Origin of the sequence: Luteimonas aquatica (genome assembly GCF_022662575.1) — a bacterium.
Lineage (GTDB): Bacteria > Pseudomonadota > Gammaproteobacteria > Xanthomonadales > Xanthomonadaceae > Luteimonas > Luteimonas aquatica.
In genome coordinates, this window is sequence record NZ_JALBFU010000002.1 from 131,908 (window position 1) to 144,446 (window position 12,539).

Annotated in this window: 14 protein-coding genes; 12 read left to right on the top strand and 2 right to left on the bottom strand. The window is 70.4% G+C overall.

The genetic code is table 11. From position 1 onward, the window contains the following. Nucleotides 1-52 precede the first annotated feature (52 nt). The 3 genes from MD221_RS06630 to MD221_RS06640 all read left to right on the top strand — a co-directional run bounded on the left by MD221_RS06630 (nt 53) and on the right by MD221_RS06640 (nt 2,291). Nucleotides 53-880: an energy transducer TonB gene (locus MD221_RS06630; RefSeq protein WP_242108778.1), complete on the top strand. Its 828-nt coding sequence runs from the start codon at nt 53-55 to the stop codon at nt 878-880. Between the two features lie 258 nt (nt 881-1,138). Next, nucleotides 1,139-1,903, top strand: coding sequence for an energy transducer TonB (locus MD221_RS06635; RefSeq protein WP_242108780.1), 765 nt, complete (start codon nt 1,139-1,141; stop codon nt 1,901-1,903). A 61-nt stretch (nt 1,904-1,964) separates the two neighbouring features. Further along, nucleotides 1,965-2,291: a hypothetical protein gene (locus MD221_RS06640; protein ID WP_242108782.1), complete on the top strand. Its 327-nt coding sequence runs from the start codon at nt 1,965-1,967 to the stop codon at nt 2,289-2,291. Nucleotides 2,292-2,377: 86 nt separating this feature from the next. Here MD221_RS06640 and rho read toward each other — a convergent pair whose 3' ends face one another. Beyond that, a complete protein-coding gene (rho, locus tag MD221_RS06645) occupies nt 2,378-4,063 on the bottom strand; it encodes a transcription termination factor Rho (protein ID WP_425602222.1) in 1,686 nt (561 codons plus the stop codon). 310 nt (nt 4,064-4,373) lie between these two features. Beyond that, nucleotides 4,374-4,700, bottom strand: coding sequence for a thioredoxin TrxA (gene trxA / locus MD221_RS06650; RefSeq protein ID WP_242108784.1), 327 nt, complete (start codon nt 4,698-4,700; stop codon nt 4,374-4,376). A 264-nt stretch (nt 4,701-4,964) separates the two neighbouring features. Between trxA and rhlB the strand changes: the two genes are divergently transcribed. The 9 genes from rhlB to MD221_RS06695 all read left to right on the top strand — a co-directional run bounded on the left by rhlB (nt 4,965) and on the right by MD221_RS06695 (nt 12,510). Then, the gene (gene rhlB, locus MD221_RS06655) at nt 4,965-6,719 is read left to right on the top strand and encodes an ATP-dependent RNA helicase RhlB (protein WP_242108786.1); all 1,755 of its coding nucleotides are present in this window, start codon (nt 4,965-4,967) and stop codon (nt 6,717-6,719) included. Between the two features lie 105 nt (nt 6,720-6,824). Further along, nucleotides 6,825-7,514 (top strand): cell division ATP-binding protein FtsE, encoded by a 690-nt coding sequence (gene ftsE, locus MD221_RS06660; RefSeq protein WP_242108788.1) that lies wholly within the window; start codon nt 6,825-6,827, stop codon nt 7,512-7,514. After that, on the top strand, nt 7,507-8,517 hold the full coding sequence (gene ftsX / locus MD221_RS06665) for a permease-like cell division protein FtsX (protein ID WP_242108791.1): 1,011 nt from the start codon (nt 7,507-7,509) through the stop codon (nt 8,515-8,517). Before ftsE ends, ftsX begins: the two co-directional genes overlap by 8 nt. Nucleotides 8,518-8,609: 92 nt before the next feature. Then, the gene (locus MD221_RS06670; RefSeq protein ID WP_242108793.1) at nt 8,610-9,470 is read left to right on the top strand and encodes a response regulator; all 861 of its coding nucleotides are present in this window, start codon (nt 8,610-8,612) and stop codon (nt 9,468-9,470) included. Nucleotides 9,471-9,488: 18 nt separating this feature from the next. Then, nucleotides 9,489-9,839, top strand: a complete 351-nt coding sequence (locus MD221_RS06675) for a VOC family protein (RefSeq protein WP_242108795.1) — start codon at nt 9,489-9,491, stop codon at nt 9,837-9,839. Nucleotides 9,840-9,867: 28 nt separating this feature from the next. Next, nucleotides 9,868-10,587: a uracil-DNA glycosylase gene (gene ung, locus MD221_RS06680; RefSeq protein WP_242108797.1), complete on the top strand. Its 720-nt coding sequence runs from the start codon at nt 9,868-9,870 to the stop codon at nt 10,585-10,587. Further along, nucleotides 10,584-11,360, top strand: coding sequence for a HipA family kinase (locus MD221_RS06685; protein ID WP_242108799.1), 777 nt, complete (start codon nt 10,584-10,586; stop codon nt 11,358-11,360). Before ung ends, MD221_RS06685 begins: the two co-directional genes overlap by 4 nt. Then, nucleotides 11,338-11,727 (top strand): DUF3037 domain-containing protein, encoded by a 390-nt coding sequence (locus tag MD221_RS06690; protein WP_242108801.1) that lies wholly within the window; start codon nt 11,338-11,340, stop codon nt 11,725-11,727. Before MD221_RS06685 ends, MD221_RS06690 begins: the two co-directional genes overlap by 23 nt. A 129-nt stretch (nt 11,728-11,856) precedes the next feature. Beyond that, nucleotides 11,857-12,510, top strand: a complete 654-nt coding sequence (locus MD221_RS06695; RefSeq protein WP_242108803.1) for a hypothetical protein — start codon at nt 11,857-11,859, stop codon at nt 12,508-12,510. The last annotated feature ends 29 nt before the right edge of the window (nt 12,511-12,539 follow it).

Here is a 12,539-nt window from a genome sequence, read left to right on the forward strand (position 1 = left end):
GACAACCGAAACGGATGCAGGGGGAGTTGTGAAAGGACGATCATGGGTCGCGATGGCGATCTTGCTGGCGGGCGCCTTCCTTGCGCAGGCCGCCGGACCGAAGGCGGTGCGGGCGCAGGCCGAGTCGAGCATGCTGCTCACCGGAACCCTCGCCATCGCCGCCGACGGCAGCGTCAAGGAACACGCGCTGGATCAGCGGGACAAGCTGCCGTCGGGCGTGGCGAAGCTGGTGGCCGACAACGTCGCCAAGTGGCGCTTCCGGCCGGCGACGGTCCCGGGCGGGGCGGAAGCCGCGCAAGTGAACATGAGCCTGCTCATCGTCGCGAAGAAGCTCGACGAGGAGCATTACAAGGTGAGCATCCGGGCCGCCAATTTCATGGATGCCCGGCAGCGCCCCGGCGAAACGGTGACGGGCCGGCGGCTGGCGCCGCCGCAATATCCGAAGGAGGCGGCCGCTTCCAGGATCAACGGCGTGGTGTTCCTGCTGTTGCGCGTGGGCCGCAAGGGCACCGTCGAGGATGCGTTCGTCGAACAGGTCAACCTGCGCGTGGTCGGCAGCGATCCGCAGATGGCCAAGGCGCGCGACATGCTTTCGCGCAACGCCTTGCAGGCGGCCAAGCACTGGACGTTCAATCCGCCGACCGCGAGCGAGGAAGCCGGCGAGGATGCCTGGGTGGTGCGCGTTCCGGTCGACTACCTGCTCTGGGGCGCGTCCCGGCCGGCCTACGGCGAATGGACGACGTACATTCCGGGGCCGCGGCAACGGCCGGCATGGGCGGACGAGGACGACGCCTCGACCAGCCCGGAAGCCATGCTGGCCGGCGGCGTCTACATGGTCGGCGACGGTCCGCGCCTGCTGACGCCGCTCGAACAGGGCTGAGGCGTTCCAGGCGGATGCATTCCGGATCCGCATAGGCCGCGATGGGACCGGGCGCATGCCGGCGCGGAGCGGGATGCGACGCGCGCGGAGGCAAAGCGGTTTCGGTGGCGTTACGCACGCGCCTCTCGCGACGGCCGTGCGGGGAGTTGGGGATTCGATGAGAAGGATCGACGCCGCTTTTCGCGGGACGTCCCCGCGGGCGTCACGAGGCGGCGCGATGCCGGGAGTCGTGCAACGCGATTGTTCAAGGAGCTGAAGATGCGCAACAGGTTCGAAAAAACGGCATGGGGATTGGCGCTGGCGCTCGCCGCGGGCGGCGCGGGCGCGGTGGGACCGGTCGCCTTCGACACGACGGTCAAGGTCGCGATCGACGCCTCGGGCACGCCCACGCAGGTGCTGACCGCGCCCAAGCTGCCGCAGCCGGTCCGCGAGAAGCTCGAGGAGAGCGTCAAGGCCTGGCGGTTCACCCCGCCCAGCCGCGACGGCAAGGCGGTGGCGGGCGCGACCTTCGTCCGCCTCGCGGCCTGCGCGATGCCGGACGCGCGCGGCGGATTGACGATGTCGGTCGCCTACAAGGGCAACGGCCCGGAAGCGTTGAACATGCTCAAGGCGCTGCCCAAGTTCCCCTCCGACCGCGACGCGCTGCGCGAGAAGCGGGTCGAGTTCTCCGTCGAGTACACGGTGGATCCGAACGGCCGCGCGAAGCTGGCGGAGATCAAGCAGGTGGAGGGCAGCGACAAGGCCCTGAAGGCCTTCACGCCGGCGCTGCGCGAATGGGTGTCGAAGCTGCGCTTCACGCCCGAGGAGGTGGACGGCATGCTGGTCAGCACCCGCATGCGCACCCCGATCGTGTATCGCGTGTCCTCGGCCGCGCTGTCGCCCACGCGCGAGCAGGAGCAGGAGCGCCTGCTCGAGCGCGGGCGCATGTCGCCCGAATGCCTGGCCGCCGGCGGCGCCGCCGCGCCGCCGCTGCTGCAGGCCTATGCGGTCGATTCGCAGGTGAAGTTCCTGGGCCCGGGCTGAAGGCTCCGGCGACCGCGGGAGACGGGCAACGCAACTGCGTCATCAACGAACGAGGATTGCCATGAAGGGATTATGGATGCTTGGGGCCGGCATGCTGCTGTCGTTCCAGGCCGCGGCCGGCTACGTCAACGACGCCAAGATCACGAAGGTCAGGGTGGAGGCCAACGGAAAGGGCACGATCGCCCTGGACTCGAACATCAACGGCTCGCCCGCGTGCACGGGGTATTACAGCGTGCTGTCCTTCGACGCCGGCAGCGCCGGCGGCAAGGCCATCATGGAGATGGCGCAATTGGCGAAGGAGCATTACTGGTCGGTCACGGTCGAGGGCAGCGGCGCCTGCTCGATCTACCCGAGCCTGGAGGATGTGCAGTCACTGACGCTCGAGTAGGGCGGCGGTGCCCGCGCGCTTGGGCGCCGGGCGTCGGCCCATGAAAAAAGCCCCGCGGACGCGGGGCTTTTCTGCGGCGCTCGACCTCAGCGCTTCATCGACTGGAAGAACTCGTCGTTGGACTTGGTGGTCTTCATCTTGTCGAGCAGGAATTCCATCGCCGCGATCTCGTCCATCGGATGCAGCAGCTTGCGCAGGATCCAGATCTTCTGCAGCAGCTCCGGCTCGATCAGCAGGTCCTCGCGGCGGGTGCCGGACTGGTTGACGTTGATCGCCGGGTAGACGCGCTTCTCGGTGATGCGGCGGTCCAGGTGGATTTCCGAGTTGCCGGTGCCCTTGAACTCCTCGTAGATCACCTTGTCCATCGCGCTGCCGGTGTCGACCAGGGCGGTGGCGATGATCGTCAGCGAGCCGCCTTCCTCGACGTTGCGGGCCGCGCCGAAGAAGCGCTTGGGGCGATGCATGGCGTTGGAGTCCACGCCGCCGGTGAGCACCTTGCCGGAGGAGGGCACCACGTTGTTGTAGGCGCGGGCCAGGCGGGTGATCGAATCGAGCAGGATGACGACGTCCTTCTTGTGCTCGACCAGGCGCTTGGCGCGCTCGATCACCATCTCGGCGACCTGCACGTGGCGCGCGGCCGGCTCGTCGAAGGTGGAGGAGACCACTTCGCCGCGCACGGTGCGCTGCATTTCGGTCACTTCCTCGGGGCGCTCGTCCACCAGCAGCACGATCAGGTGCACGTCCGGATGGTTGCTGGTGATGGCGGTGGCGACCTGCTGCATCATCATCGTCTTGCCGGCCTTGGGCGGCGAGACGATCAGCGCGCGCTGGCCCTTGCCCTGCGGCGCCATCAGGTCGAGGATGCGGCCGGTGATGTCCTCGGTGGAGCCGTCGCCGCGCTCGAGCTTGAAGCGCTTGCGCGGGAACAGCGGGGTGAGGTTCTCGAACAATACCTTGCCGCGGCTGGCTTCCAGCGGTTCGCCGTTGATGGTGTCGACGATGGCCAGGGCGAAGTAGCGCTCGCCGTCCTTGGGCCAGCGGATGCGTCCGGCCAGGTGGTCGCCGGTGCGCAGGTTGAAGCGGCGGATCTGGCTGGGCGAGATGTAGGTGTCGTCGGGGCCGGCCAGGTAGCTGGCCTCGGCCGAGCGCAGGAAGCCGTAGCCGTCGGGCAGGATTTCCAGCACGCCGTCGGCGGCGACGCCCTCGCCGTGGCGGGTCAGCACCTTCAGCAGGGCGAAGATCACGTCCTGCTTGCGGGCGCGGGCCACGCCCTCGTGGATGTTGAGCTGTTCGGCGATGTCGAGCAGCTTCTGCGCCGGCATGCGCTTGAGCTCGCCGAGCGAATACTGCGGGAAGCCTTCGGGGATGTTGGGCGGCGGCAGGCGCTGGGCCTGGTCGTTGTTGCCGTCCTCGCGGGGCAGGCCGTCCTCGCGGTAGCCGCCGCCGCGGTTGCGGTCGCGGCGATTGCGGAAGCGGTCGCGGCGGTTGTGCCGGTTGCCGTAGTCGCCCTGCTGGTCGCCGCGCTTCTCGCCGCCGTCCTGGCCGCCATTGCCGTTGCCGCCGCTGAAGGATTCAGGCGCGGACGCGGCGGGAGGCGGGGAGGGGGCGGCCGGAGGCGGCGCGGTCTGGGCGGGCGGCGGCGCGGCGGGCGCCGGCGGCAACGCGATTTCGGACTGGGGGGCCGCGGTCTTGGCGACGGCCTTGGTGGTGCGCACGGTTTTGCGCACGCGCTTCACGGCGGTATCGCCGGAATCGGGGGTTTTGGTAGACAAGTGCGAAATTCCTCGCTAGCTGCGAGCGTCCGCAGAAGGCGGACGGGATGGGAGAAGTGGAGGTGTCGAGATGGGTGCGGCGCCTGGATCGCGCCGGGAGATGCGTCGGCACCCCCGACCGGTTGCGCGCCGGTTGCGGAAAAACTAGCACCGACCCGGCACGGCGGCAAGCGCCCGGTGGGCGGGGATTCATCGAAACGTGCCGGCGGCCGGTGCCGGAAGCGCTCGGCTGCAGAGCTTCAGGTTGGGCCGGAGCCCTGGAATTCAAGGACCGCGCACGCCGTCCCGGCTGCCGGGACGGCGGCGAGCCTCAGATCGCCTTGTCGATCATCTGCGCCAGTTGCGCCTTGCCGACGGCGCCGATCTGGGTGGCCTGGACCTGGCCGTCCTTGAACAGCAGCAGCATGGGAATCGAGCGCACGTGGTACTTCATGGCCGTGCCGCGGTTCTCGTCCACGTTCACCTTGGCGATCTTGACCTTGCCCTCGTAGGTCTCGGCCAGCTCGTCCAGGGCGGGGGCGATCATCTTGCACGGCCCGCACCACTCGGCCCAGAAATCGACCAGGACGGGCTCGGACGACTGCAGCACGGCTGCGTCGAAATCGGCGTCGGTGGCGTGGATGATCTTCTCGCTCACTGCAATCTCCTGGGGATCAAGGGCAGGGGACCGCCATGGCGGCCCCGGTTAACTGTTAAACTGGGGTAAGGCGGGACCTGTTTCAAGCTACCAGTCACGCCCAAGCAACGCCGCAAGTCGCGTCCAGGGACCGAAAAGCCATACCACGGAGGGTGGCTCCAGCCCACGCAGCCCACTCATCGTCCGGCGCAACCAGTCTGCGCGGCGGCCGTCATCCACGCAAGCGCATCGATGCGCTACCGCCTGCTTCATAAGCATTTTTTCATGAGCGACAAACCTCTTACCGACATCACCTTTTCCGCCTTCGAGTTGCATCCGGCGCTGCTGGCCGGCCTCGAGGCCGCCGGGTTCACCCGCTGCACCCCGATCCAGGCGCTGACCCTGCCCGTGGCGCTGCCCGGCCGCGACGTCGCCGGACAGGCCCAGACTGGCACCGGCAAGACCCTGGCCTTCCTGATCACGGTCATCAACCGCCTGCTCTCGCGCCCGGCCCTGGCCGAGCGCAAGCCCGAGGACCCGCGCGCCCTGATCCTGGCCCCGACCCGCGAGCTGGCCATCCAGATCCACAAGGACGCGATGAAGTTCGCCTCCGACCTGGGCCTGAAGTTCGCCCTGGTCTACGGCGGGGTCGACTACGACAAGCAGCGCGCCCAGCTGCAGGCCGGCGCCGACGTCATCATCGCCACGCCCGGCCGCCTGATCGACTACGTCAAGCAGCACAAGGTGGTCTCGCTGCACGCCTGCGAGATCTGCGTGCTGGACGAGGCCGACCGCATGTTCGACCTGGGCTTCATCAAGGACATCCGCTTCCTGCTGCGCCGCATGCCGGTGCGCACCGAGCGGCAGACCCTGCTGTACTCGGCCACGCTCAGCCACCGCGTGCTGGAACTGGCCTACGAGCACATGAACGACCCCGAGAAGCTGGTGGTCGAGGCCGAGACGGTGACCGCCGCGCGCGTGCGGCAGAAGCTCTACTACCCCGCCGACGAGGAGAAGCTGCCGCTGCTGCTGGGCCTGCTCTCGCGCAGCGAGGGCGCGCGCACCATGGTGTTCGTCAACACCAAGGCCTTCGTCGAGCGCGTGGCGCGCGCGCTGGAGCGCGCCGGCTACCGCGTGGCCGTGCTCTCCGGTGACGTGCCGCAGAAGAAGCGCGAGACGCTGCTCAAGCGCTTCCAGGCCGGCCAGCTGGAAATCCTGGTCGCCACCGACGTGGCCGCGCGCGGCCTGCACATCGACGGCGTCAGCCACGTCTACAACTACGACCTGCCCTTCGATGCCGAGGACTACGTGCACCGCATCGGCCGCACCGCGCGCCTGGGCGCCGAGGGCGATGCGATCAGCTTCGCCTGCGAGCGCTACGCGATGGGCCTGCCGGACATCGAGGCCTACATCGAGCAGAAGATCCCGTCCGAGCCGGTGACCCCGGACCTGCTGACGGCGCTGCCGCGCAAGCCGCGCGAGGGCGTGGCCGTGTCGATCGACGGGGACGACGAGGAAGGCGAGAGCATCGGCGAGATCTTCAAGGAAGCGCGCGAGCAGCGCGCGGCCGACGAGGCCCGCCGGGGCGGCGGTCCGCGCGGCCGCAGCGGCGGCGGTCGCGGGACCGGTCGTTCCGCGCGCGGAGGCGATTCACGCCCGCCGCGCGAGGGCGAGGGACGCCGCGAACGCGGGCCGCGTCCGCCGCGCCCCCAGGGCGAGACGGCGCAGCCGCAGGCATCGATGGCGTCCGCCGCCGTCGCCGAGGGCACCACCGAGGAGCGCGCCCCGCGCAAGCGCCGTCGCCGTCGCGGCGGCCGGCGCGTGGAAAACGGCGAGGCGGTGCAGAACAACGCAGCGCCGGGGCAGACGGCAGCGCCGGCGGCCACCGCCCGCGCGCCGCAGCAGATCACCCCGCAGCAGGTCAGGCCCGGCAAGCCGGCCAAGGCCGCGAACGCGGGGGAGACCGCGCCCTCGCTGCTGTCGCGCATCGGCCGCGGCCTGAAGAAGCTGGTCACGCGCGCGCCCAGAACCCAGCACTGATCGCCGCACGGCGTCGGGTCCGGAGCGCGGGGGTGAAACTTCGTGGCTCCGGGCCGATAATCCCGGTGCCCGGCCCCCACTCTAGGGCCTCCACTTCCGGTTTTCATGAGCGTCCTGCGCTTCGACAACGTCAGCAAGCAATATCCGGGCGGCCACGCGGCGCTCTCGGACGTCAGTTTCGAAGTGCGGCCCGGCGAGATGCTGTTCGTCACCGGCCATTCCGGGGCCGGCAAGAGCACCCTGCTCAAGCTCATCCACCTGTCCGAGCGGCCCAGCCGCGGCGCCGTGCTGTTCGGCGAGCGCAACCTGATGAAGGTGCGCGGCCGCCGCGTCGCGCTGCACCGCCGCGAGGTCGGGGTGGTGTTCCAGGACCACCGGCTGCTCACCGACCGCAGCGTGTTCGAGAACGTGGCGCTGCCGCTGATCCTGCGCGGCATGCGCCGCGGCGAGATCGCCAAGCGCGTGCGCGGCGCGCTGGAGAAGCTCGGCCTGGGCGCGCGCGAGCGCGCGCTGCCCACCCAGCTCTCCGCCGGCGAGCAGCAGCGCGTGGGCATCGCCCGCGCGGTGGTGTCCGAGCCGCGGCTGCTGGTCGCTGACGAGCCCACCGGCAACCTCGACCCGACCCTGTCGGCCGAGATCATGGCGCTGTTCTCCTCGCTGCCGGCGCGCGGCACCAGCGTGATGATCGCCAGCCACGACCTCGGCCTGGTCAAGCGCATGAAGAAGCGCGTGCTGGTGCTCGACCACGGCCGCCTGGCCGACGACATCTCGCCGGAGGACCTGGCCGATGAGTGAGGCCGACGCGCGCGAGCCGATCGATCCGCATCGCCAGCGCGAGCTCGAATCGCGCCGTCCGCGCGAGGGCGAGGCGCCGCGCGCGGCGTCCGGCAACGGCGTGGCCACCTGGTTCGACCACCATCTCTACAGCGTCGTCGCCAGCCTCGGCCGCATGCTCGGCAAGCCGTGGGCGACGCTGCTCACCGTCGGCGTGATGGCGGTGGCGCTGGCGCTGCCGCTCGGGCTGTGGCTGGTGCTGGGCAATATCGAGCGTTTCGCCGGGCACGTGGAGCAGTCGCGCGAGATCAGCGTGTTCCTCAAGCAGGACGTGGGCGCCGCGCGCGCGCAGGCGCTGGCGGGCGAGCTGCGCGACCGCCGCAACGTCGGCAAGGTGGTGCTGCGCACGCCGGAACAGGGCCTGCAGGAGCTGCGCGAGAAGGGCGGCCTGGGCGAGGCGATCGACGCGGCGGGCGACAATCCGCTGCCGTTCCTGCTGATCGTGACCCCGCGCGGCGACGAGGCGATGCTCGCCGACGGCCTGCGCCAGCTGCCGGAGGCCGACCAGGTGCAGCACGACGCGCAATGGCGCCAGCGCCTGAACGACTGGCTGCGCTTCGGCAACCGCGCCGCCTGGGTGCTGGCTGCGCTGCTTGGCCTCGGAGCGCTGCTGGTGGTGGGCAATACCGTGCGCCTGGACATCCAGGGGCGGCGCGAGGAGATCGGCGTGCTGCAGCTGCTGGGCGCCACCGACGGCTTCATCCGCCGCCCGTTCCTGTACCTGGGCGCCTGGTACGGCCTGGCCGCGGGCGCGGCGGCAATCGGGCTGCTGACGCTGACCGGGATGGCGCTGCGCGAACCGCTGGCCGAACTGGCGCGCAGCTACGGCAGCCGTTTCGAGCTGGCCGGCTTCACGCCGGTCCAGGTGCTGGTCGTGCTGGCCGGGGCGGCGCTGCTCGGCTGGCTGGGCGGCGGCATCGTGACCGGGCACTTCCTGCGGCAGACCCGACCGACGGATACCTAGGGGCCGCCCGCCGCCATGAAAGGGCTCGCGTTGCTTCTCAAAGGCCGTCCGCTGGTGCTCCTTGGCGCGGCGCCCGCAGCGGGTGGCCGCTGATGGCCGCCGCGCAGGACCTCCGCCACGTGGCCAGCGACGCGCCGCGGGTGATGGTGGTCGACGGTTCGCGGATGATGCGCAAGCTGATCGGCGACGTGCTGCGGCGCGAGCTGGCCAATGTCGAGGTGATCGGCTGCAGCGGGCTGGCCGAGGCCGGCGCCGTGCTCGCCGACACGCCCGTGGACCTGGTGACCACCGCGCTGGTGCTGCCCGACGGCGACGGCCTGCGCCTGGCGCAGACGGTGCGCGCGGCCGCCGGCCAGCGCTACATCCCGGTGATCGTGATCTCCGGCGACGCGCAGTCGCACCTGGAGAACCGGCGCTTCACCGAGGATGTGACCGATTATTTCGACAAGGCGCTCGGCCACCAGGCGCTGGCGGCCTTCGTGCGCGGCTACGTGCAGCCGCATCCGGACAGGATGACCGTGCCCGGCGCGCACGTGCTCTACATCGAGGACAGCCGCACCGTCGCGCTGGCGACCATGCGCATGCTGCAGGCGCGCTCGATGCACGTCACCCACGTGGTCAGCGCCGAGGCGGCGCTGGAGTTCCTGCGCGAGCGCCGCGCCAGCGGCAACGCGCCGGGCGTCGATCTGGTGCTGACCGACGTGTACCTGAAGGGCGAACTCGACGGCCGCGACGTGCTGGCGGCGGTCCGCCACGAGTTCGGCTACGGCAAGCGCCGCCTGCCGGTGCTGGTGATGACCGGCGACGACAACCGCGACAACCAGTCGACGTTGCTGCGCGAGGGCGCCAACGACCTGGTGCTCAAGCCGATCGAGGAGCGCCTGCTGGTGACCAAGGCGCTGTTCCAGCTGCGCCTGGCGCGGATGCAGGACCGGCGGACACCCGCCGCTTGAGGCGCCGGAGGACGAGGGATGAAGATCAAGCGCATCGTCGCCAACCTGCCGGCGGCCGATCCCGCCGCCGGCGACGCCTTCTATCGCGACCTGCTGGGCCTGGAGGTGCTGATGGATCACGGCTGGCTGCGGACCTACGGCAACCGGGCGAAGATGACCGTGCAGCTGGGCGTGGCCGCCGAGGGCGGTTCCGGCACGCCGGTGCCCGCGCTGTCGATCGAGGTGGACGACCTCGACCAGGCGCTGGCGCGCGCGCATGCGGCCGGCATCCCCATCGAATACGGGCCGGCGCTCGAGCCCTGGGGCGTGCGCAGGTTCTATGTGCGCGACCCCTTCGGTAATGTGGTCAACCTCCTGCAGCATCTTTGACCATACCGAGGCGGGATCGTACGGGACCATGAACGACGAAGACAAAGAGGGCCGCATCAAGCTCGAGCCTTCCTGGAAGGCGCGCGTGGGCGACTACCTGCAGCGCGAGGAGATGCGCGCGCTCTCGGCCTTCCTGCGCGAGCGCAAGGCGGCCGGCGCGCGCATCTATCCGCCCGGGCCGCGCATCTTCGCCGCCTTCGACGCCACGCCGTTCGAGGCGGTGAAGGTGGTGATCCTCGGCCAGGACCCGTACCACGGCCCTGGCCAGGCGCATGGCCTGTGCTTCTCGGTGCTGCCGGGCGTGCCGGTGCCGCCGTCGCTGGACAACATCTACAAGGAAATCCAGCGCGACCTCGGCATCGCGCGCCCCGACCACGGCTACCTGATGCCCTGGGCCGAGCGCGGCGTGCTGCTGCTCAACGCGGTGCTGACGGTGGAGGAGGGGCGCGCCGGCGCGCACCAGGGCAAGGGCTGGGAGGGCTTCACCGACCACGTCGTGGACACGCTCAACCGCGAGCGCGAAGGCCTGGTCTTCCTGCTCTGGGGCAGCTACGCGCAGGCCAAGGGTCGGGTGATCGACACGCGCCGCCATCGCGTGCTCAAGACCACGCATCCCTCGCCGCTGTCCGCGCACCGCGGCTTCCTCGGCAGCGGGCATTTCTCCGCGGCCAACGACTATCTCTCGCGCCACGGCCAGGCGCCCGTCGACTGGTCCCTGCCGCCGCGCGCCGAGCTGGTGGTGAGGTGAGGACGGTCGTCGCCACCCGCTACGTCACGCCGCTGCGCGAGGGCGGCTCGCTGCCGGCGGTGGTGGAGGCCGACGACGAGGGCATGTACGTGATGAAGTTCCGCGGCGCCGGGCAGGGCGCCAAGGCGCTGATCGCGGAACTGGTGGCGGGCGAGTTCGCCCGCGCGCTCGGCCTGCCGGTGCCGGAGATCGTGCTGATCGAGCTCGACCCGGACATGGCGCGCACGGAGCCGGACCCGGAGATCCAGGAGCTGATCCGCGCCAGCGCCGGCTGCAACCTCGCCCTGGACTACCTGCCCGGCGCGCTCAACTACGATCCGCTGGTCGACCGGCCCGAGGCCGAGCTGGCCTCGCGCGTGGTCTGGTTCGACGCCTTCGTCAGCAACGTCGACCGCACCGCGCGCAACACCAACCTGCTGATGTGGCATCGCCGCCTGCAGCTGATCGACCACGGCGCGGCGCTGTACTTCCACCACGACTGGAGCAGCGCCGGGCGCGCGGCCGAGGCGGCCTTCCCGCTGATCCGCGACCACGTGCTGCTGCCCTTCGCCACGCGGCTGCGCGAGGCCGACGCCGCGCTGGCCGGGCGCGTGGACGAGGCCGGCATCGCGCGCATCGTCGCGCAGGTCCCGGACGCCTGGCTGGCCGGCGAGCCGGCGTTCGCCGACGCCGCCCAGTACCGCCAGGCCTACGTCGACTACTTCTGCCGCCGCCTGGCCGGGCGCGGCGCGTTCGTGGAGGAGGCGATCCGTGCCCAGTCCGTCCACGTATGACTATGCCGTGGTGCGCGTGGTGCCGCGCGTGGAGCGCGAGGAGTTCGTCAACGTCGGCGTGGTGGTCTCCTGCCCCGGCGCCGGCGTGCTCGCGGCCGCCATCGAGCTGGACGAGGCGCGGCTGCGCGCGCTCGATCCGAAGGTGGACCTGGACGCCGTGCGCGCCCACCTCGACGCGGTGGTGCGCATCTGTCGCGGCGGCGCCGAGGCCGCGCCGATCGGCCTGCTGGCGCCGCGCGCGCGCTTCCACTGGCTCACCGCCCGGCGCAGCGCGATCATCCAGATGTCGCCGGTGCATACCGGGCGCACCGCCGATCCCGATCAACTGATCGAGCACTTGCTGGCGCGGATGGTCAGGCTAGGATAGTCATCCCGGCGCGCATGCGGCGCGCCCGGCGACGTGGTCGCGGCCTGCATGGGCAGGGGGCGGATATTCGGGCGCAGGCGCGTTCCGTAAATCGCAACGACAATCCCATACGACAAGGAGTGTGTGGCTATGCGAGTCAAGCAAGCGATCGGCTTGTGTCTGGTGCTTTCCACGATGTGCGCAACGGCAATCGCCCGCGACGCCGAGCGCCTTACCCCCGCGCAGGCGGCCTATGCCGCCGCGGCTTCCTCCCAGCTCATTCCCGGGAGCGATATCGAGTACGGCTATCATCCGCACATCGTCACGATCGCGGATCTCGACAAGGCGTCGGGGCCCCAAATCGTCTATCTGCAGACCGCCTTCAACACGGGTTCGACGTCCGACGCGACCAACAGCCTGATCGTGATGACCCGGCTCAGGAAAGGCGACAAGCGGGGCGTCGATCCCGTGCCGAAAAACGCCAAGGCGACGGAGGCCTATTACCGGGACGTCCGCAGAAGCGGTTACGCCGACGATGCCGGCACGCATATCCCCGGCGAAGTGTCGACCCTGCAGGTCAGCGGCGACAGGATCGAGGTCGGTTTCCTCAGCAAGAAGGACTCGCCGACCTGCAAGCGCTCCAAGGAGACGGACGCAGGCCGCAAGGCGACGACGCACTGCCCGCCGCCGGGCTGGCATACCTGGGTCTATGCCTGGACGCCCGGGAAATTGAAGCGGGTCGCCTGCCTGGACGGAGCGCGTGCCCAGGTCCGATGCAATCCAGCGCATGAGACCGGCCTCTGACCTCGCCCGCTCGATCAGGAAGGACATAC

Bases quoted from the DNA above. Each gene is read 5' to 3' on its own strand.
- MD221_RS06630 (WP_242108778.1), top strand. From the start codon at position 53: ATGGCGATCTTGCTGGCGGGCGCCTTCCTTGCGCAGGCCGCCGGACCG.
- MD221_RS06635 (WP_242108780.1), top strand. From the start codon at position 1,139: ATGCGCAACAGGTTCGAAAAAACGGCATGGGGATTGGCGCTGGCGCTC.
- MD221_RS06640 (WP_242108782.1), top strand. From the start codon at position 1,965: ATGAAGGGATTATGGATGCTTGGGGCCGGCATGCTGCTGTCGTTCCAG.
- rhlB (WP_242108786.1), top strand. From the start codon at position 4,965: ATGAGCGACAAACCTCTTACCGACATCACCTTTTCCGCCTTCGAGTTG.
- ftsE (WP_242108788.1), top strand. From the start codon at position 6,825: ATGAGCGTCCTGCGCTTCGACAACGTCAGCAAGCAATATCCGGGCGGC.
- ftsX (WP_242108791.1), top strand. From the start codon at position 7,507: ATGAGTGAGGCCGACGCGCGCGAGCCGATCGATCCGCATCGCCAGCGC.
- MD221_RS06670 (WP_242108793.1), top strand. From the start codon at position 8,610: ATGGCCGCCGCGCAGGACCTCCGCCACGTGGCCAGCGACGCGCCGCGG.
- MD221_RS06675 (WP_242108795.1), top strand. From the start codon at position 9,489: ATGAAGATCAAGCGCATCGTCGCCAACCTGCCGGCGGCCGATCCCGCC.
- ung (WP_242108797.1), top strand. From the start codon at position 9,868: ATGAACGACGAAGACAAAGAGGGCCGCATCAAGCTCGAGCCTTCCTGG.
- MD221_RS06695 (WP_242108803.1), top strand. From the start codon at position 11,857: ATGCGAGTCAAGCAAGCGATCGGCTTGTGTCTGGTGCTTTCCACGATG.